Raw genomic sequence first — 20,159 nt, 5'->3', positions numbered from 1 at the left:
CGCGCTCCACCGCGATGGATTTTCAAGGAGAGCATGTTTTGAACACTGGTACTCGTATCGTCCGCCGCGACGGCCAACCGACGGGCTGGACACTCGACGCCGACGTGTGCATCGTCGGCGCGGGCATCGCCGGCACCTCGGCTGCGCTCGAAGCGGCCGCGCTGGGCCGCAAGGTCGTGCTGGTTGACAGCCTGCCCGCGCTCGGCGGTCAGGCGGTCAACTCGATCATCGGCACGTTCTGCGGGCTGTTCTCGAACGGGCCGAAGCGCTTCCAGGTCACGCACGGCATCGCGGACGGCATCCTGCGCGATCTCGGCGAGAAGGGCGCGCTGCACTACAAGGAAGGGCCGCTGACGACCGTCGTGCTGTACGACGAAGTCGCGCTCGCGCGCTGGATCGAGCAGAAGATTCTCGACGCAGGCATCACCGTCGTGCTCGGCGCCGTGTTGCGCGACGTGGTGCGCGAAGGGCGGCGGGTGCGCGAACTCGACGTCGCGACGCGCTACGGCGACGTGCGCATCGCGGCCGACGGCTTCGTCGACGCGAGCGGCGATGCCGCGCTCACGTGGCTGGCCGGGTTCGACTGCCAGGAGCCGGAAACGCCGATTCGCGGCACGCAGATGATCGTGCTCGAGAACCTCGACGAGACCGATCTGCCGACGCCGCCCGCGTTTCGCGAGCGCGTCGAGGAAAAGGCACACGCGTATGGGCTCGAACGCAAGGACGGGCTCGTGTTCTATTTCCGGGGCCGCAACATCGGCATTGCGAACATGACGCACATCGAGACGCCGCTCGAACCGATGGCGGCGTCGCGCACCGCGCTCGTCGGCCGCGACCAGGCGGACCGCGCGTTCGAGTTCCTGCGCGCGGAGTATCCGCACATCTATCGCAACGCGCACATCCGCAGCTACGGGCTGCCCGGCATCCGGCAGACGCGCTGGATCGTCGGCGCCCAGCAGTTGCGCTCGGAAGACGTGATCGCCGCCCGGCAGTTTCCGGACGCGGTCGCACGCACCTCCTGGCCGATCGAATTGCACGATCGCGCCGAAGGCTACGAATGGAAGCCGTTCGGCGACGACCATCTGCATACCGTGCCGTTCGGCAGCCTCGTCGTGAAGGACGCCGACAACCTGATCGCGGTCGGCCGCTGCATCGACGCCGACGCGACCGCGCTGTCGAGCGTGCGGGTGATGGGGCCGTGCATCGCGATGGGCGCGGCGGCCGCGCACGCGTTCGATCTCGCGGATGGCGGCAGTGTCCATGACATCGATCGCGGCCTGCTGCGCGAGCGGCTCGCCGACAACGTCGATCGAATCGATCCACCGCATCTGAAGCACTGACGCACGACCCGCCGGCCGCGCGGCAATACCACAGAGGTGCATCGGGCGCTCCGCCAGGAGGCTCGCAACCAGCACCCGCTGCCGCGCCGGCCAGAGACGAAACGAAGGAACGCGCGACGCGCCGGAATCTGCCGGCGCGCCGACGTGGCACCTGAGGAGGAGACGATGATTCAACGCTTGCCCGATGCGCGCACGGTGGACGTGTCGCGCCTGATCGACGAACAGAGAATCGGCCGCTTCGCGATCCTGCTGATCGCGTCGACCTGGCTCGTGATGCTGACCGACGGCTACGAGCTCAGTGCGCTGGCGTTCGCCGCGCCTTCGCTGATTCGCGCCTGGCACATCGAGCGCAGCGTGCTCGGGCCGGTGTTCGGCGCCAACGTCTTCGGCATCATGATCGGCTCGATCCTGTTCGGCTATATCGGCGACCGGATCGGGCGCAAGCGCGCGATCCTGTTCGGTGCATGCTGGTACGGGCTCATCACGCTCGCGACCGCATGGGCGTCGAGTGTCGACCACCTGCTGTGGCTGCGCTTCGCCGCGGGCATCGGCATCGGCGGCGCGGTGCCGAACGCATTCGTGCTCGTGTCGGAATTCGCGCCGAAGCGGTTGCGGGCGACCTGGGTCACGCTGATGTTCACCGGCTATACGCTCGGGGCGGGCTTCGGCGGCGGCGTCGCCGTGTGGCTCGTGCCGCACTTCGGCTGGCCGGCGGTATTCGTGGTCGGCGGCCTCGCGCCGCTCGTGGTGGCCGCCGCGCTGTCGTTCGTGATGCCGGAGTCGCTGCGCTATCAGGTACTGAAGAGCTGGCCCCGCGACGGCATTGCCGCGACTGCCGCGCGCGTGCGGCCCGAACTCGCGTTGCCGCCGGATGCGCGCTTCGTCGTGACCGACGAGCGCCGCGTCGCGAAGTTCTCGCCGCGCATGCTGTTCGCCGGCCGGTTGCGCTACGTGACGACCGCGCTGTGGCTCGCGTACATCGCGAATTCGATGGCGCTGTTCTTCCTGCAAAACTGGCTGCCGGTACTGATCGAGGCGACCGGCGTCGCCGCGCATCGCGCCGCGCTGATGACGACGCTGTTCTCCGTCGGCGGCACGCTCGGCGGCCTCGTGCTGATGCGCTTCATCGACCGCCATGGCGTGCGGCTCGTCACCTGTCTGCCGCTCGTCGGCTTTCCGCTCGTCGCGGCGCTCGGCATGAACCTCGAGACCGCCTGGCTGACGGCCGCCGTGTTCGGCGTCGGCTTCTGCGTCGCCGGCACCCAGGCAGGGCTCAATGCCGTCGCATCGATCGTCTATCCGACCAGCTTCCGCTCGAAAGGCACCGGCACCGCGATCGGCGTCGCGAAGATCGGCTCGATCTCCGGCCCGATGATCGGCGGGATGCTGCTCGCCGCGCATGTGCCGGTGCGCGAGCTGTTCCAGGTCGCGGCGCTGCCGGTCGTCGCCGTCGCGGCGCTGATGTTCGTGCTCGGTCGGATGTACCGGCCCGGCGACACGCACGACGACGGGCTCGCGGCGTGTGATCCCGTCGGCGCCGAGCCGCCGCTACCCGCGGCGGAGCGCTAGGAACAGCGGCAGCGGCGGGGCCGGCCGGGCGCGGCGCGCGCTCGCGCACGGTCGCCGGTGCGATGCATGCGGCGCGTTCGCGCCCGCCGCGCGTTCCCGCCGCCTTCGATCCGCATCACCTCATTCCATCGAAACCGGAGAAGCACGATGAAAACAGCAGTCTGCACTGCTGCGGTGGCTTGCGCCCTCGCGGCGCCGCTCACGGTCCATGCGCAAAGCTCGGTCACGTTGTACGGCATCATCGATACGGGCATTGCCTGGACGAATACGGTCGCGTCGTCGATCAAGGCACAGGGCGCGTCGCGCTGGTCAATGGCGACCGGCTGGGGCAGCGGTGACCGCCTGGGTTTCCTCGGGCGCGAGGATCTCGGCGGCGGCCTCTCCGCGGTGTTCCAGCTCGAAGCGGGGTTCAGCGGATTGAACGGCACGTCGTCGCAGGGCGGCCGGCTATTCGGACGGCAGGCGTACGTCGGCTTGTCGAGCAAACAGTACGGCAAGCTGACGCTCGGCCGTCAGTATGACTACACGTTCGACTACGTCGCACCGCTGATGGCATGGCTTCAGTTCGGCAGCATCTACGGCGCGCACATCGGGGACGTCGACGACAGCTTCCAGACGTTTCGCCTGAACAACAGCGTCAAGTACGAGGTGAGTCCGCTCGCGGGACTGAAGCTCGGCGCGCTCTATGCATTCAGCAACCAGGCGGGCGGCGGCGCCGGCCAAGGCTTCGCCAACAACCGCGCGTACGGCTTCGGGCTCGATTACCTGCGCGGACCGTTGCATGTGGTCGCGAGCTATCTGCAACTGAACAATCCGTCGGCGGGGATTGCGTCGTCGGGGAATAATCCGAACGGCGCGATCGGCGACGAGTACAGCGGTTCGACCAGCATCTTCTACAACGCTGGCTTCGTCGAGCGTCAGCGCATCTCGGCACTGGGCGCCGGCTATTCGTTCGGCGCGGCAGCGGTAAACCTCGTCGTCACCGACACGCGGCTCGTTTATCGCGGCGGCCACAGCCTGCGCGTCGACAACTACGAGATCAACGGGCGCTACAACTTCACACCGGTGCTGATCGCGGGGGTCGGCTACATCTTCACCGATGGGCATGGGTATACCGGCAGCGGCGCCACGTCGTTCGCGACCGGCGACCGGCCGAGATGGCATCAGGTGGATGCGGGCATCACCTACCTGCTGTCGAAGCGCACCGATCTGCACATGTCGATGGTCTATCAGCGGCGGGCCGGCGATGCGAGCACCGTTGCGATCAACTTCTTCGGACCGGCGGGGGCGGGGCGTAGCAGCCAGATCGCGGTGCTGGCGGGGCTGCGGCATCGCTTCTAGCCTGCGAGTGGCGCGCGGCGGGCCGGCGCGCGTTGCCGCTTGCCGAACGGGACAGCGTCGTCACGACGTTCCGTGAACGGAGCGCCCGGTGTGACGTCCCGCCTGCGCCACGCGTTACGCGTCTTTCAGCCAGGGCATTTCCACGGGCGATACGACCAGTTGCCGGAATTCGCGCTTCAGGTCGAAGATGAACCCGACCAGGATCATGGAGTCGGCGTAAGGAATCGGAAAGACCTGCGGATTTTCCGGAGTACGCAGCGGGCGCTCCGGCGTGTCCGCTGTCGCCGCAGCGTTTTCGCGAACGCTTTCCAGGTCGTCTGCCATGGCCGGCCCGCCGGCTTTCAGCACGCGGCTACGCAGCTCGCTGAAGGGTTCGATGCGCGCGGCGTCTTCGTGGTATTCGGGCACTTCATAAACGAACCAGGACATTGTCGTCTCCCATGAGAAGGGGCGCTATTCTAACGCTACGCGAGAATTCGCCGAAAATCGAGGCCGCCCACTTCTCCAAGCGTATCCAGGAACCCCGCGAGGTCATCGCCTCTCGAGTGAATTGCCGCAGTGTCACACTTCGGACAGCACCTGACGCGCCGCGCGAACGACCGCATCGACCGTGATGTCGAATTTTTTGTACACGTCCTTGATTTTTCCCGACTCGCCGAAGCTGTGCATGCCGACGAACCGGCCTTCCGGTCCGAGGTACCGCTCCCATCCCAGTTCGACCGCCGCCTCGACCGCGACTCTCGCGGGAGACGTGCCCAGCACGGCCCGCTGGTAATCGCGTGGTTGCTCCTCGAAGAGCAGGCGGCACGGCATCGATACGACGGCCGTCGGCACGCCTTCCTGCTGCAGGATGTCGCGTGCCTGGACGGCGAGGTCGACCTCCGAGCCTGTCGCGAGCAGGGTGAGTCGGCGTGGCCCGCCATCGGCCTCCCGCAAGACATAGGCGCCGCGCGCCGACTTGTTTTCGTTTCCGGGCTCGTTGCGCAGGAGCGGGACCGGCTGTCGTGACAATGCGAGCAGCGCAGCCCTGCGGGGCTGTTCGAGAATCAGTTCCCAGCACTCTGCCGTTTCGACTGGATCGGCCGGCCGATAGACGGCGAGCTGGGGAATGGCCCGAAGGGCGGCAAGGTGCTCGACGGGTTGATGCGTCGGGCCATCTTCTCCGAGACCGATGGAATCGTGCGTCATCACGAAGATGGAGCGCACCCGCATCATCGCGCTCAACCGGATCGCCGGGCGGCAGTAGTCCGAAAAACACAGAAAGGTGCCACCGTACGGAATGAGGCCGCCGTGAAGGGCAATGCCGTTCATGGCGGCGGCCATGCCGTGTTCGCGGACGCCGTAGTGGACATATGAACCCTTGAACTGCCCGGGCTCGATCGCGATCTGGTTCTTCGTCTTCGTATTGTTGGACTGCGTGAGATCCGCCGAGCCGCCCAGCAATTCCGGAATCGCGTCGAAGAGATGATCAAGCACTTCACCGCTGGCCTTGCGGGTGGCCATTGCACCGCCTGCGGCAACAAACGCCTGCCGTGCCGCCGCAATCGCCGTCTTCCAGTCATCCGGAAGCCTTCCCGCATTGCGCCGGTCGAATTCGGTACGCAGCGCCTGCGGCGCCCGGCGGACACGCTCATCCCACGCGAGTCTTGCCGTGCGGCCGCGCGCCCCGATCTCCCGCCATGCTTTCAGCAGGTCATCCGGGATTTCGAACGGCGGCGAATGCCAATCGAGGGCCTGGCGTGCGCCCGCGATTTCATCCTCGCCCGGGGCATCGCTATGGGCTTTCTCGGTGCCAGCCTTCGTCGGAAAGCCGAACCCGATGATCGTCCTGCATGCGATCAACGTCGGTCTGTCATGCGTTGTCCTGGCGGTCTCGATCGCGCGTCGTATCGCGTCCGTATCGTGACCGTCGATTTCCAGGACATGCCACCCAGCCGAGTGAAAGCGCTCGATCTCGTTGTCCGAGACCGCGAGTTTCGTGGCGCCGTCGATGGAAATCGAATTGTTGTCCCAGAACGCGATCAGTCTGCCCAACCGGAGGTGGCCGGCCAACGAAATGGCCTCGTGACTAATGCCTTCCATCAGGCAACCGTCGCCGAGAAATACGTATGTGTAGTGATCGACGAGGTCATCGCCGAAGTGCGCATTCATGACGCGCTCGGCCAACGCCATGCCGACTGATTCCGCGATGCCTTGCCCGAGGGGACCGGTCGTCAGTTCGATTCCATCGGCGTGCGAATACTCCGGATGCCCCGGCGTCTTGCTGCCGACTTGCCGGAAGCGCTTGAGCTCGTCGAGGGTCATGTCGGCATAGCCCGTGAGATAGAGCAGGCTGTAGAGGAGCATCGATGCGTGTCCGTTGGAAAGGACCAACCGGTCCCGATCGATCCAGTGGGGGGCGGATGCATCAAATTGCATGAACTCCTTGAACAGGACCGTCGCAACGTCGGCCAGCCCCATTGGCGCACCAGGATGGCCGCTGTTGGCATTCTGTACTGCATCCATTGCAAGGAAGCGAATACAGTTCGCCAGCGCGCGTAGATGCGGGTCTCGCGGGGGCGGCACCGCTTTGGCGGTCGTGCGGGAATGTGCGGTGGGATCGCTCATCGGTTCTCCTGTTTTTCGCTCGGAAAGATGAGGCTACGGGGCAATATCCATGCCTTTTCCACGGGTGCAAGCTTATGGGCGAGTTGAGGTCAGTTCTGCGGCGGACGGAGGGACGTTCCGGGGCGCGAATGGACGTCGAACTGTTGGAGGAAATGGGCGCGGGACGACGCGGCGTTGCGTACCGAACGGCGGTTGGGCAATCCGTTCATCTGGGGGATCAGGACGCTGGTGACGTTGTTGTGAGTCGGCGTGGGGATTCAACCCTTTTTCACGCCAAGGGGGCGAGGCGAAAACGGCTAAAGACTACGATCTACAGCAAGCGCAATCGAATCGGGACTTTAGGTACGCACCATCGTCGCCCTCGTGCGAAGCATCATGATTCGACCGGTATATCGACGGAAGCGTCAGCCTGACGCGCGGCGCATGTTGTCCGCATCGAGGGCAGCACGCAGGAATATCTCGTTCGGAGACCGTGCGGCGCGCGTCGAATACGCCGCAGCCGGGACATGCGTACTCGTACATTGGCATGTCGTGATCATCCGAGCGCGCCGAGCTCGCCCCGCGCGACAAACCGTCCGCGTCCCGTCGGGCCGACCCACTCGTCATCGTCGACAAGCCATTGTCCACGCAGCATCACTTTCTTGACACGCCCTGTCACTTGACGCCCTTCGAACAGCGTGAAATCACAGTCGCTGTGCTGCGTGTGCGCGCTGATCGTGTGCCGTTCGTCCGGATCGAACAACACGATATCCGCGTCACTGCCGATCGCGAGCGTACCTTTCCGTGGAAACAGGCCGAACAGTTTCGCCGGCGCGGTCGACATCAACTCGACAAACCGGTTCAGCGAAATCTTGCCATCGCGTACGCCGCCGTCGTAGACGACGGTCATTCTCGTTTCGACGCCAGGGACGCCGTTCGGGATCTTCGAGAAATCGCTCGCGCCGAGCGGTTTCTGATTGAAGTTTCCGCGATGGCCTTCCTTCATGCAGTAAGGGCAATGGTCGGTGGAGATCAATTGCAGGTCGTCGGTCCTGAGCGCCGTCCAGAGCGCATGCTGCGCTTCCTTTGAACGCAGTGGCGGGCTCATCACGTAGCGGGCCAGATCGAAATTGTCGTCGGCATAAACGGACTCGTCGAAGAACAGATAGTGCGGACAGGTTTCGGCGAAGACCGGAATGCCCAGGTCGCGCGCTTCGATCACGTGCTTGAGGGCTTCCTTGGCAGAGAGATGCACGAAGTAGACGGGCGCTTCCGCAAGCTCGGCCAGCTTGATGCCGCGGTGAGTCGCTTCGCCCTCCATGATGGCCGGACGAGTCAGTGCGTGATAACGGGGGGAAGTGTGGCCCTGAGCGATCGCCTCGCGAATCAGCAGATCGATCACGGTGCCGTTTTCCGCGTGGAGCGCGATCATCCCGCCATGCTGGCCGACCATGCGCATGGCCTGGAAGATCGCCGCATCGTCGGACATCACGGTCCCGGGGTAGGCCATGAACATCTTGAAACTCGACACGCCTTCATGCCGGATCGCGTCACGCATGTCTGCCAGAACCTGCTCGTCGACTTGCGTGACGATCACATGGAAGCCATAGTCGATATTGGCGGCGGACGACGCTTTTGCCCCAGCGCGCGCGATCGCTTCAAGCGGGCTCGTGCCGGGTGTCTGCAGCGCGAAGTCGACGATCGTGGTAGTGCCGCCAAACGCGGCCGATCGTGTGCCGGATGCGAAATTGTCGCAAGTGGTCGATGTGCCGAAGGTGTTTTCCATGTGGGTATGGCAGTCGACGCCGCCGGGAAATACCAGCAAGCCGCTGGCATCGATCACGTGGGTGTCCGGGCTGACTTCGAGCGCGTGACCGATGCACGCGATGCGCTCCCCCTCGACGATGAGGTCGGCGACGTAGTCGTCGACCGCCGTGATCAGGCGGCCGCCCTTGATGAGGGTACGGGGTGTGGCGTGCGTCATGTGGAACTCCGGTCTGGTTCGAGGGCGAGAGCGAGGGCGGCTTCGAGGCGTGAAATTTCGTCGGCGGACAACGGTGTGACTGGCGGGCGTGCCGTCGGATGTGGAAACTTGCCGGCCAGGTGAAGGCATGCCTTGAGCCGTGCGGTGGCGCGCGAGCCGGGCGCGGTGCCGTAGATCGCCTTGGCAAGCGGGTAGAGCATCGAGTGCGCACGCTGCGCGTCGGCGAGCCGACCTTCCGCCACCGCGCGATAGAGCGCAACGATCTGCACCGGAACGAGCGCCGCGAGACTGACGAGACTGCCCTCCGTTCCCAAGGCAAAGCATGTGAACAGATGCTCGTCGCCGGACGCCATCACCGCGACGTGTGGCGCGACCTCCCGCAGGAGCCTCCGATTGGCGTCGTACGCACTGGTTTCCCAACTGCCCTCCTTGACGGCAACCACGTCCGGCAGAGCGGCGAGCGCAGCGAGCGTATCGGGCGGATACGCCATTGCACCGGTATTGACGCCTGCCTGATAAAGGATCATCGGCAGGCGCGCAGCGGCGTTCGCGATATGGTGATGCGCGAGGACGATGTCACGATCGGTAGACAGCGCCCAGGAGAATGGCGGAAACAGGAGCAGCGCATCGGCGCCTGCGCGTTTGGCATCGTCGGCATGGCGTTGCGCTTCGTAGCTGTCCTCCGCATTGACGCCGGCGACGATGATCGAACGATCGCCGCAAACTGCATGCGCGATTTCGACGACGCGTCGTTTTTCATCACGGGAAAGTGCATGGTTTTCGCCGGCGTGCCCGTTGACCAGGAGGCCGACGATGCCAGGCACCGATGTGACATCGTCGAGATGGCGGGCGAGCGCGGTCTCGTCGAGCGTGCGACCGTGCGCGTCGAGCGGGCATAGCGTGGCGGCGTACACGCCGTGGAACGGGTGCGGTGTCGATGGAATCATGCGGTGGCTTCCGGTGAGGTCAGGGTGGGCGTACCCGTTGATGCGATCAGCCGCGCGGGGTCGAAGAGCGGCATTTCGAGTGTCCGGCCAAGCATCGCATCGGCCAGCAACCTGCCCATGTAAGGGCCGCTCGTGTAGCCGGAATGCACACAGCCGATTACCCAGGCATCGTCGTGCCCGGGTAGCGCGCCGATCATCGGCATCGCATCCGCGGTTTCCGCCTCGAGGCCGAGCCAGATTCTTGCGACGCGCGCGTGCTCGAGGGCCGGAATGACGTGCTGCGCGAGACGCAGGTTGCCGATCAGGTTCTGCGGCAAGGCTTCGACTGCCCCACGCCGGCGGTCGCCGATGCCTTGCCAGCCACCGCCGATCAGGACGGTGCCGTTCGCGAATTGCTTGAGCGAGAGGAGCCCGTTTGCGATGCTCAACACTGAGCGCATCACCGGCGGCATCCGTTCGGTGACGATCAATTGATTGACGAGCGTCTTGACCGGAATGTGAATGTCGAGCAACGCGAGGAGAGGTTCCAGCCATACGCCGCCTGCCATCACGAGACGCGTCGCATCGACGGACACCGCGCTGTCCGGGCCGTGCAGACGATAACGGCCATTCGCGCGGTCAATGTGCGTGACTGGCGTCTGCTCCAGAATCTCGACCCCCGCCTCGCGCAACGCTGCGTGATAGGCGCGCCCCGTCAGATAGGCGGTTGCGAAGCCGTCGGTCGCGCAGAATGCCGCCTCGCGCACGGCGGGATTGAGCCCGGGCTCGATCCCGCACGCGTCAGCGGCGGATATCAGATCGATTGCAGCGCCGTATTGACGGCGCGCGTCGGCCCGCTTCCTCAGCAGCGCGCATTCGGCATCGGTGAACGCGAGCGACAGTCCCGCCGCGGCCGTCGCGAGTACGCCGCCGCCGAGCCAGGTATCGGCATGCATCCACATGTCCCACGCGCGGAGGGCATAGGGAACGAGGGCGGCTCGCGTCATGTGCAGCGTCAGCGTGCCGGCGTTGACGCCCGACGCGGCTCGACACAGCGCATCCCGTTCCAGCAGTACGACGCGCATCCCGGCGCGGGCCAGAAACAGGGCGGTCGTGCATCCCATGACGCCGCCGCCGACCACGGCAGCGTCGTAATGGCCGGAGATACGATGGGGTATCGCTTTCATAGCGGTGCAGCCTGCGGAATCGGAATGTCGTCATAGCAAAACGTCCCGGTGAGTGCGCCGATGGGAACGGGCCGCAACGGCGCGCGCGCGGTCAGGCAGCCGGCTGCTTCACGTGTTCCGACTTCCGCACGGCTTGCAAGTAATTCGCCAGCGATGTCGCCGCAGGTGCGCCCCTGGCACGGTCCCATGCCGCAGCGTGTCCAGGCCTTCAACTGATTGATGTCGAGTGCACCGGCGTCGATCGCAGCGTCGATCTCGCTACGTCGCACGTCTTCGCAGCGACAGATGATCGTATCTGCACCGATCGCGTCTGCCTGGCCCGGCCGCAGGGCCATCAGACGGGCCATGGCACGACCGGCCCGTGCCGCTTTCCGATATGCACGGCGCAAACTGTCGAGCCGCTCGGTCACGCGCGCGACATCGGGCGCCGACAAGTCGAGCGCGCAGGCAATGCCGGCGAGTTTTCCGTGAATGGCGGCTGCTGCCGCACCGGCGAGCCCGGCCGCGTCGCCCGCGACGTAGAGGCCGGACCGGGATGTCCGGCCGTCATCGTCGGCACTGGCAACCCATCCTCCGGCATCGCGGGAATAGCGGTGCGACGCGCCGAGCAGGCGCGTCACATCGGTGGAAGGCGTGAGGCCATGGCCGACCGCGACACAGTCGGCGATGACCGTCGTGCGCGCGTTGTCGATCGGACGTCCGGCAGCATCGCATCGGGCCAGCGTGGCGAGCAGGCGCTCGCCGTGCGGCTCGACGCGCACGATGGTATGACGCGAATGAATCGGTACCCCGGCACGCCGGATGACACGCCACCAGTCAAAACCCTGGCGCAACAGGCCGGGGCGCCCCGACATCGATGGTAGCGTGCGCAACCAGTCCGCATGTCCCGCCAGATCGGCTATCCCGACGACCAGGCCACCTTTCAGGATCGTTTTCGCCGCGACGGCGGCGAGCAGCGGTCCGCATCCCGCCACGAGCGTCGTTCGCCCGGGCAGCCGGTGCTGCGATTTCAGCAGAATGGTTGCGGCGGCGAGGCCGATGACACCCGGCGTCGTCCAGCCGTCGAAAGGCACGACGCGTTCCGTCGTGCCGGTTGCGACGACGAGTGCGCGCGCGTTGCATTGAACCAGGCCGCGCGGTCCGACTGCGTCGATACGGTAGTTGCCGCCGATCGACCACACCGCATGATCGGTGAATACGGACACGTCGCTCGTTTCGACGGCTGCTCGCAATGCGTCGCCGTCCTCGCGCTCCGCGTCACCGTCGACCGGTCGCGGATCGACCGGCGCTCGATAGACCTGTCCACCGATCGCGCGATTCTCGTCGAATAGCGCCACCTTCAATCCTGCCCCGGCTGCGGCAAGCGCCGCGTTCGCACCGGCCGGTCCACCGCCCAGCACGACCAGATCGAAATCAGTCATGGACGTAGACCTCCGGAACTGACCGAACGCGCAGTGCCGCCGTCACCGTCGTGCGGCAAGCGAGCAAGCGTTCGCCGTTGACCATGACGAGGCATTCCTGACACGACCCCATCAAGCAGAACATGCCGCGCGGCTGAAGCAGGCGGGGACTCTTGCGAAGCGTCTTGACGCCGGCGGCGAACAGGGCCGCCGCGACGCATTCGCCCGCGCGGGCAGTGAACTTTCGTTCGTCGAAGAAGAATTCGACCGTGGCAGCCTGATCCGCGATCTCGTTTCGCATGACGTTCTCCGGTTGCACAGCGTTGCTTGACAACAAATTTGGGCGATGATTTGATACTAACGTATACGATTCGTATACGCAAAATCACCAAAAAAATCGTACTTCGAGGCGAGCGTTTCCAGCCCGAATCCTTGCAACCCGACCCGTACCGTTAGGAGCTTTCCATGCAGCCTCCGATCATCCTGAGCCGTCTTCTTGCCGCCGGCCTCGCCGCTGTCGCGCTGATCGGCGCGTTCCCGGCCCACGCGCGTTCACTGCAAGAAATCCTCGAATCAAAGAAGATCGTGTTCGGTATCAATCCGAACTTGCCGCCGCTCGGTTTGTACGACGCGAAGAATACGATCGACGGCTTCGATGTCAGCGTTGCCCGCAAGCTGGCCGATGCGCTCGGTGTGAAGCTCGAAATCGTTCCCGTCGGATCGGCCGATCGCGTGCCGTTCCTGATGGCCGACAAGATCGATGCCGTGATGGGCGGCATGACCCGCAACCCGGACCGGTTGAAGGTGATCGATTTCACCGATCCGGTGAATACCGAGGTGCTGGGCGTCCTGACGACGCAGGCCACCACGTTCAAGGACTACACGCAACTGAACGATCCCTCGGTCAGGCTGGTACAGGTTCGCGGCACGACGCCGGTGAAGCTGATCCAGGAACAGTTGCCCAAGGCGCAATTGCTGTTGCTCGACAACTACCCGGACGCGGTGCGTGCGATTGCCCAGGGACGTGCCGATGCGCTGATCGATGTGCTCGATTTCATGCTGAGCTATACGAAGAACTATCCGACGAAATGGCGAGTCGTCGATTCACCGATCGAGGTCGACTACGATTGCATCGGTATCCGAAAGGGCAATGCCGCGCTGACCGAACGTTTGAACAAGGAAATCGCCACGCTGCATAAAACGGGCTTCGTCGCGGCCAGCTGGAAGCGCTGGTTCGGCGGCCCGATGCTGCACGATCCGACTGCGGCGCCTATGACCGCCGCAAAGTGACGACGATGGCACTTCAGTTCGCCCCGATCCTCGAACAGTGGCCGTATCTGCTCGCAGGTGCATGGCTGAGCCTGCAGATCGCCATGCTCGCGTTCGTGTTCGGCATGCTGATCGGCGTCGTATGCGCGTCCATTTTGCATTACGGGCCGGCCTCGCTAAGGCGAGTCGTCGCCGCCTACGTCATGTTCGCGACCAACACGCCGCAGCTCGTCCAGATCTTCTTCCTGTTCTTCGCGCTGCCGGAAGTCGGCGTGACGCTGAGCCCGTTTTCGGCGGTGCTGATCGGCGCGACCTTCAATGCAGGCGCCTACCTGTGCGAAATCCAGCGCGCCGGTTTCGCGTCGGTGCGTCAAGCAGAGATCGAGGCGGCAGAGGTGCTCGGGTTTTCGACCGCGCAGATAGTGCGTTACGTCATCTTTCCGCATGTGTTGAAAGTCATGTTTCCGCCGTTGTCGAACCAGTTCATCATGATGACGCTCGGGACTTCGATGGCATCGGTGTTCGGTGTCGAGGAATTGACCGGGCGAACGTTCAATCTCAGTTCGCAGACGTATCTGTCCATCGAGGCGTTTAGCGTGGCGGCGGTGATGTACATCGCGATCACGTTGATTGCGACGTTCGCGCTCGCGGCATTTGGGCGGTATGCCTGCCGAGCGAAGATAAAGGTGTTTTGATGGTCGATACTGCCGCGTCGGAACTGCGCCATCTGTTCTCCTACTACAACGCCGCGCTGCTGGTACAAGGCTTCGTTGCGACCCTCGTGCTCTCCGCCGTCGGGTGTGCCGCGGGCTTTGCCGTCGGGTTCGCCGTCGCCGTGGTCCGGGTGACGCGCACCCGCGCGCTGGCACCTGCACGAGCGCTGCTGTTCGCGTATTGCCTCGTGTTCCGGCGTATACCATTCCTCGTCACATTGATGCTGGTGTTCTTCGCGAGCCAGTCGAGCGGCGCGAAGCTGTCGACATTTGCGGTCGCGCTCGTCAGCGTAAGCCTGATTGCGTCGGCGTATCTCGGCGAAATCGTTCGAAGCGGGCTCGAATCCGTTCATCCCAATCAGCGGGAGGCGGCCGTCACGCTGAATTTCGGCTACTTGAAAATGCTGCGGTACGTGGTTGTGCCGCAAGCCTGGCGGGTGATCGTGCCGCCGACGTTCGGTTTTTTCGTCATGTTCATCAAGGATACCGCGCTGGCCTCGCAGATCGGCGTGATGGAACTGACGTCCGCCGGAAAGGTGCTCAACGACAAGGGATTTTCCGCTGGTCTCGTCTACGGCGCGATTCTGTTGCTGTATTTCGCCATGTCTTACCCGCTGTCGCGTTTTGGAAAGCATCTGGAGAAGAGCCTTGCCGCAACTCGAAATCGTTGATCTGAAAGCATCGTATGGCGCTCATACCGTCCTCGAACGCATCAATCTTTCCATCGAGAAAGGCGAGGTCGTCAGCCTGATCGGTCCGTCCGGATCGGGCAAGAGCACATTGTTGCGCGTGCTGCTCGGGTTACTGCCGCTCGCGCAGGGCAGCGTGCTGCTCGATGGGCGCGAAATCGATTACGCCAGCCGCGAGCGCGTGCGCGCCTTGCGCACGGATGTCGCAATCGTGTTCCAGCAATACAACCTGTTTCAGAACATGACTGCGCTCGAGAACGTGATGATCACGCCGACGAAGATTCGCGGCAGACCGAGCGGGCAGGTTGAACGGGAGGCAACGGAGCTGCTCACGCGCGTCGGTCTCGCTCACCGGCTGCATGCCTATCCCGACGAGTTGTCCGGCGGACAGCAGCAGCGTGTCGCGATTGCCCGTGCGCTGGCGCTGAAACCCAAGCTGTTGCTGCTGGACGAGGTGACCGCGGCACTCGATCCGGAACTCGTCAACGAAGTGCTCGATACGATCCACGCGCTGGCGCGGGACGGCATCACGATGGTGATCGTGTCGCACGAAATGAGCTTTGTCCGGCAGGTATCGACGAAAGTGGTGTTCATGGCGGGCGGACAGGTGGTCGAGTCCGGGTCGCCGCAGGCAATTTTCGATGCCCCACAAGAATCACGGACGCGCGAATTCGTGGGAAAGATTCTGCGCCATTGAGCCGGTTCGGCGCCGGAAATCACGTTCGCGTCGTGCACCGCTGGTGCAGCGGCGCGGTAGTTCACTGCCATTCAAGGAATTGCAAATGGATGCAAAGTTGCTTTCAGCAGCGCTGCTCGACACGATCGATCGAAATTTCGCCACGCAGGTCGATTTTCTTGCCGCACTTGTGCGTAAGCCGTCGGACAACCCACCCGGCGACTGCACCGCACATGCGGACATGGCAGCCGACTGGCTGGAGACACTGGGCTTCACCGTGGAGCGGCATTCGGTGCCCGCGCCTGAGGTCATGGCGGCCGGTATGGTCAGCGCGACCAATCTCGTCATTCGCCATCGTTTCCGCGACGGCCCGGTTGTGGCGCTGAACGCGCATGGCGATGTCGTTCCCCCGGGCAACGGCTGGAGTGCGGATCCGTACGGTGCCGAAATCCGGGACGGCTGGATGATCGGCCGCGGCGCCGCCGTATCGAAATCCGATTTCGCGACGTATGCGTTCGCGCTCAAGGCGCTGATCGATAGCGGTGCGCAGCTGGCTGGTACGATCGAACTTCATTTGACGTACGACGAGGAGACCGGCGGCCTGATCGGGCCCGCCTGGCTCTTGAAACAGGGCATCGTGAAGCCCGACTATGCGATCTGTGCGGGCTTCTCGTATTCGATCACGACCGCACATAACGGTGCGGTGCATCTGGAGGTGACGGTGCGCGGCAAGTCGGCGCACGCTGCACGGCCCGATACGGGCCATGATGCGCTGGAAGCGGCTACTGCGGTACTCGGTGCGCTTTATGCTCATCGGAACGCACTGCGCGAGATCCGCTCGACGACGCCCGGCATTTCGCATCCGACGCTCGTGGTTGGCCTGATCGAAGGGGGGATCAATACGAACGTCGTGCCGGACAAGGTGACGTTCCGGCTCGACCGGCGCGTCATTCCGGAGGAATCGCCTCACGACGTGGTGAGCGAGCTGAAGACGCTGATCGGCACGGCAGTCACCGGTTGGCCCGGCATCGACGTGGAGATTCGCGAAGTTCTCGTGACGTCGCCGCTGCGCGCCATCGATGGCGCAGAGCGCTTGTCCGCTGCACTCCAGCGGGCGGCCAAGGAGGTGTTCGGTCACGATATCCCGACGGAAGGCGTGCCGCTCTATACGGATGCACGCCTGTATTGCGAAGCAGGTGTTCCGACGGTCATTTACGGGGCGGGCCCGCGCACGCTGCTCGAGGCGAACGGCCACCGTGCCGACGAGCGCGTGGCAATCGAGGACCTGCGCATCGCGACGAAAACGGTCGCGTTGGCGCTGCAGGACCTGCTCGCGAGTCCGACGCACGAGTCGAATCAACCATAGGTGCCTTCGGCCAGACGCTCGAGCACGTAGCGGCGGAGATTTTGAAGATGGGTACGCACGGCGGCGCGCGCTGCCTGTGCGTCGTCCGCCAGATAGGCTTCGAGAATCGCGAGGTGTTCGGCGCGATCGTCCTCGATGCGATTAAAGGGCGTGACCAACTCGAATAGCCGGCTGTTGGTTCGAACGAGTTCGATCGTTCGTGCCAGCACATCGTTGCCGCTCGCGCGGGCCATCAGCGTATGCACCTGGTCGTCGACTTCCCAATGTGCCTGTTCCTGCTGGCCGCTGCTGAGCGACTTGATTTTCTTGATGAGCTGATGAATCTGCTTTTTGTCGATCTTGCCGATCGCGAGTGCGACGGCCTCGGACTCCAGGAGTTCTCGCACCTTCATTGCCTGAAAGTATTCTTGCGCGCTGACGAGGCGAACCGAGTATGAACGTGCGCCAGAGCGAACCAGCAGGCCTTCGCCTTCAAGGCGGAGGAGCGCTTCGCGCATCGGCGTGCGCGAGATGTTCAACTCCTCGGCGAGGCGCCCTTCGACGACTGGGCCGCCGCTTCTGAGCGCTTTGTCGAGGATCATGCGGCGCAACGCTTGGTAGGCGAGTTCGCCGAGTTTCTCGGAATGGGTCGGGGCGGGCGCTGTCATGTGTCTCGCAGATGGTTTTCGGTATATGTATTGTATACGGTCGGTGTGTTGGTTGGTCATGCAGTAACAACCGAAACGTCCACGTGACGCCTATGATTTCCGTCTCCGTCCCTGTTGACGGGTACATGGCACACAACTTCATCCGCCTGAAGCCTTCCCCTGAATAGCTGAAGGTCGACTCGTTCGCCGTGAAGTGCAGCGCCATGAGCCGTCCGGTTGCATCGTCGATGAACACCAGTAATGTGCAGGCCGGCGCACGGTCCTCGAAATCCGCGTAGCAATGCCAGCGCCCGCTGCGCCTTTCCAGCAGGCAGTTGATGCGCCCGCGCTTGCCTGACACCAACCCCGCCACGCCGGCAGCACGATAGCGGCGCAATACCAGACGCTCAATCTGCCGTGTCGTCAACTCCAACCGTTCCGCTGCACGCCGCGGCTTGAGCTTGCCGTCGGCCACGTCCTGAACGGCCTTGAATCGGTCCAGCTCGCGCATCGTCAGTGTCACCAATCCGGCTGGCTGCATGGTCGGCTCCCGCGCTTGCTCAACGAGCCGTCCAGCATGCCAGCAGTCAAAAACACGACATCTGTAAATAGCCAGAACACGACATTAGGATATGGCTGCCACATCAAAAAATATCGATAATCCGCATTATGTCAATTAATATCAGAGGTCATCCCGAAAGCCTGTGTGATCCATTCGCATCGCAAGCGCCAGCAACGGCAACGGGCGTCCCATGCCGGCACACCCGTTGACGTCCAGCTCAGGATGCGGCCACGGTCACGCTGATAGTGGCGTGATTGCCCGAATTGTCGATGTTCACATTGAGGACATCCGGATTGGTGTTGCTCGCCACGGTCCAATTCGCGCTCGAATCGACGAAGGAGACCGTCCCGATGATCGCGCCATTCGAGTTGTCGGTCACTTTCAGCTTGAATTGCGCCGACTCGAAGAAGCAGCTTCCACTGTTTTTCGCCTCGATGTAGATCCGGCCGCTGTCCGGATAACGGCTGCCCGCACCGATCAGCAAATTGTCGAAATACTCGAGATGGCTACCGTCGCCGCCGTTCTCGTACATGCAACTGACGTCGGTGACGAAAGTCTTGATCGCGGCCGACCGGTTGTTGGTCGCCGACATGAATGCGCCATATCCCATGTTGATCGCCTCCTTTGCGTGTTTTCAGCTGTTGGGCTCGATGTGGACGAGCACGCCATAGAAATACTGCCCCTTGGTCTCACCGGTCAGTTTGGTGATCGCCACCGTCACCGTGTATTGATCGAATGTCGACGAGACGCTAAGCTGTCCGTTCGGTGCCGAATGTGCGTCGTAGGTGGACTGCGCGCTACCCGAGGACGAACCGACCCAAACCGTGTTGTCGCCGGACCACGGGATCGAAACCAGCAGGTTCGCGACCGACGTCGCGCCGCCGGACGGCGTCAACGTGATCAAATCGCCGATCGAGCCAAGGTCGCTCGAATTGATGAACTGGAAATTCGCCTCGTAAGCGCATTTGACGGATGTCTTGTCACCCCACATGTCCGTGTAATAAGCCATCTTCGGGATGACCTTGCCATTGTCGGATTTCGGGCTGACGGACGTCTTGCCGGACGCCTGATACGAGATGTCCCAGGCGAAATCGTAGTCGGTCTCGTTGATGACCAGCACCGACGTGACCATGTTGTGCCCCAGGTACGAGACGATCATCGGCACGGCGGCGAGCGCCCCCATTCCGGCCACCTCGAGGGCGCCCGCGCCCCAGTTGATGGTTGCGTACTCGACCCCCTCCTCGGCCAGTTCGCCACCTACGTCCTCCACCTCCTCCGATGCGTCTGACAGCGCGTCGTCGGCGGCGCCTTCCGGATCGACATCTGGATCTTCGACCTGGGCATCCTCCTGAATCTTGCGAGCGTTCTTCGTGATCCACGTCTTCATGTTGCCGTACAGCGGCGACAGCAAGTCGCCGAACAGCGCCTTGCTCAGCAGGATTCCGGGCGGGAGGCCGGCAATCGAGAGCGCGAAAGACACCGTCTTCGACGCACGTGTCGTCGTGTTGCCGGTCTGAATCGTCGCGACGCCGACGACCGGCGGCTCGTCGTCTTCGGCCTTGCCCGCTTCGGTATCGCCGCGATAGAACGCGCCGTAACGCATATCGACGTTTCCGCTCGAACCCATCATGATCGGATCGCCGTTGGGATCGTGGCCCGGCGCGAACGGGTTCAGGTTGTCGCCGGCGTTCTCCGCAAGCCAGCCCCAGAAGTCCGCTGTCTGGTTCATCGCGTCGTAGAACGACTGCAGCGCGTCGCCGCCCGCTTTCGCCTGGTTGATCACGCTCTTGAAGTTGTCGTCGACGACGTTCGGGAAACCGCCTTTGGTGATCGGCATCGCGACGAGTTTCGCGGTGTTTTGGTCGTTGTTGCTGGACATGATGGGCCCCTCTGGTTGGGCGGCCGAGCGCCGCGTGTGAGATCGA

19 protein-coding genes and 1 pseudogene are annotated in these 20,159 nt (G+C 63.7%); 8 read left to right on the top strand and 12 right to left on the bottom strand.

Annotated features, from left to right (window positions below; genetic code table 11):
* Positions 1-14 precede the first annotated feature (14 nt).
* The 3 genes from BLS50_RS31655 (at position 15) to BLS50_RS31645 (ending at position 4,250) form a co-directional block, all read left to right on the top strand.
* Positions 15-1,340: an FAD-dependent oxidoreductase gene (locus BLS50_RS31655; RefSeq protein ID WP_011549789.1), complete on the top strand. Its 1,326-nt coding sequence runs from the start codon at positions 15-17 to the stop codon at positions 1,338-1,340.
* Between the two features lie 165 nt (positions 1,341-1,505).
* Positions 1,506-2,909: an MFS transporter gene (locus BLS50_RS31650; RefSeq protein ID WP_074807488.1), complete on the top strand. Its 1,404-nt coding sequence runs from the start codon at positions 1,506-1,508 to the stop codon at positions 2,907-2,909.
* 147 nt (positions 2,910-3,056) lie between these two features.
* Complete coding sequence (locus BLS50_RS31645; RefSeq protein ID WP_074807485.1) at positions 3,057-4,250, top strand: porin; 1,194 nt, start codon at positions 3,057-3,059, stop codon at positions 4,248-4,250.
* Between the two features lie 114 nt (positions 4,251-4,364).
* Here the strand turns inward: BLS50_RS31645 and BLS50_RS31640 are convergent, their stop codons facing one another.
* The 8 genes from BLS50_RS31640 to BLS50_RS31605 form a co-directional block, all read right to left on the bottom strand.
* Positions 4,365-4,679, bottom strand: a complete 315-nt coding sequence (locus BLS50_RS31640; RefSeq protein ID WP_027806289.1) for a hypothetical protein — start codon at positions 4,677-4,679, stop codon at positions 4,365-4,367.
* A gap of 132 nt (positions 4,680-4,811) precedes the next feature.
* Positions 4,812-6,857 carry a transketolase gene (gene tkt / locus BLS50_RS31635; protein WP_074807482.1) on the bottom strand — a complete coding sequence of 682 codons (2,046 nt, stop codon included), beginning with the start codon at positions 6,855-6,857 and terminating at the stop codon, positions 4,812-4,814.
* Positions 6,858-7,160: 303 nt separating this feature from the next.
* Positions 7,161-7,379 (bottom strand): FmdB family zinc ribbon protein, encoded by a 219-nt coding sequence (locus BLS50_RS31630; RefSeq protein WP_256334270.1) that lies wholly within the window; start codon positions 7,377-7,379, stop codon positions 7,161-7,163.
* A 13-nt stretch (positions 7,380-7,392) separates the two neighbouring features.
* A complete protein-coding gene (gene hydA / locus BLS50_RS31625) occupies positions 7,393-8,820 on the bottom strand; it encodes a dihydropyrimidinase (protein WP_074807476.1) in 1,428 nt (475 codons plus the stop codon).
* Positions 8,817-9,767 (bottom strand): dihydrodipicolinate synthase family protein, encoded by a 951-nt coding sequence (locus tag BLS50_RS31620; RefSeq protein WP_074807474.1) that lies wholly within the window; start codon positions 9,765-9,767, stop codon positions 8,817-8,819. Before BLS50_RS31620 ends, hydA begins: the two co-directional genes overlap by 4 nt.
* Positions 9,764-10,933 carry an NAD(P)/FAD-dependent oxidoreductase gene (locus BLS50_RS31615; protein WP_053524588.1) on the bottom strand — a complete coding sequence of 390 codons (1,170 nt, stop codon included), beginning with the start codon at positions 10,931-10,933 and terminating at the stop codon, positions 9,764-9,766. The genes BLS50_RS31620 and BLS50_RS31615 overlap by 4 nt, the downstream gene beginning before the upstream one ends.
* Positions 10,930-12,354, bottom strand: coding sequence for an FAD/NAD(P)-dependent oxidoreductase (locus BLS50_RS31610; RefSeq protein ID WP_074807471.1), 1,425 nt, complete (start codon positions 12,352-12,354; stop codon positions 10,930-10,932). The genes BLS50_RS31615 and BLS50_RS31610 overlap by 4 nt, the downstream gene beginning before the upstream one ends.
* On the bottom strand, positions 12,347-12,634 hold the full coding sequence (locus BLS50_RS31605; protein ID WP_027806284.1) for a (2Fe-2S)-binding protein: 288 nt from the start codon (positions 12,632-12,634) through the stop codon (positions 12,347-12,349). The genes BLS50_RS31610 and BLS50_RS31605 overlap by 8 nt, the downstream gene beginning before the upstream one ends.
* A 164-nt stretch (positions 12,635-12,798) precedes the next feature.
* Between BLS50_RS31605 and BLS50_RS31600 the strand changes: the two genes are divergently transcribed.
* From BLS50_RS31600 to BLS50_RS31580, 5 genes are all read left to right on the top strand, one after another.
* Complete coding sequence (locus tag BLS50_RS31600) at positions 12,799-13,623, top strand: transporter substrate-binding domain-containing protein (protein ID WP_027810864.1); 825 nt, start codon at positions 12,799-12,801, stop codon at positions 13,621-13,623.
* Between the two features lie 5 nt (positions 13,624-13,628).
* On the top strand, positions 13,629-14,297 hold the full coding sequence (locus BLS50_RS31595) for an amino acid ABC transporter permease (protein ID WP_012336745.1): 669 nt from the start codon (positions 13,629-13,631) through the stop codon (positions 14,295-14,297).
* Entirely contained in the window at positions 14,297-14,986 is a 690-nt protein-coding gene (locus BLS50_RS31590) for an amino acid ABC transporter permease (RefSeq protein ID WP_011549777.1), read from the top strand. Before BLS50_RS31595 ends, BLS50_RS31590 begins: the two co-directional genes overlap by 1 nt.
* Positions 14,964-15,701: an amino acid ABC transporter ATP-binding protein gene (locus BLS50_RS31585; protein WP_011549776.1), complete on the top strand. Its 738-nt coding sequence runs from the start codon at positions 14,964-14,966 to the stop codon at positions 15,699-15,701. The genes BLS50_RS31590 and BLS50_RS31585 overlap by 23 nt, the downstream gene beginning before the upstream one ends.
* 85 nt (positions 15,702-15,786) lie before the next feature.
* Positions 15,787-17,046 carry an ArgE/DapE family deacylase gene (locus tag BLS50_RS31580; protein ID WP_074807469.1) on the top strand — a complete coding sequence of 420 codons (1,260 nt, stop codon included), beginning with the start codon at positions 15,787-15,789 and terminating at the stop codon, positions 17,044-17,046.
* On the opposite strand, the gene BLS50_RS36475 is transcribed toward BLS50_RS31580, so the two are convergent.
* The 4 genes and pseudogenes from BLS50_RS36475 to BLS50_RS31560 form a co-directional block, all read right to left on the bottom strand.
* Positions 17,037-17,693 (bottom strand): GntR family transcriptional regulator, encoded by a 657-nt coding sequence (locus tag BLS50_RS36475; RefSeq protein WP_012336743.1) that lies wholly within the window; start codon positions 17,691-17,693, stop codon positions 17,037-17,039. The genes BLS50_RS31580 and BLS50_RS36475 overlap by 10 nt on opposite strands.
* 163 nt (positions 17,694-17,856) lie before the next feature.
* Positions 17,857-18,213: pseudogene (locus BLS50_RS36470) on the bottom strand (helix-turn-helix domain-containing protein); the annotation flags it as partial.
* Positions 18,214-18,451: 238 nt separating this feature from the next.
* Positions 18,452-18,826: a hypothetical protein gene (locus BLS50_RS31565; protein WP_074807465.1), complete on the bottom strand. Its 375-nt coding sequence runs from the start codon at positions 18,824-18,826 to the stop codon at positions 18,452-18,454.
* Positions 18,827-18,868: 42 nt separating this feature from the next.
* Positions 18,869-20,113: a hypothetical protein gene (locus BLS50_RS31560; protein WP_074807463.1), complete on the bottom strand. Its 1,245-nt coding sequence runs from the start codon at positions 20,111-20,113 to the stop codon at positions 18,869-18,871.
* Positions 20,114-20,159: the final 46 nt, after the last annotated feature.

The sequence above is a fragment of the Burkholderia orbicola genome, from assembly GCF_900100915.1.
Lineage (GTDB): Bacteria > Pseudomonadota > Gammaproteobacteria > Burkholderiales > Burkholderiaceae > Burkholderia > Burkholderia orbicola.
This window is presented reverse-complemented; position numbering and strand designations above follow the sequence as displayed.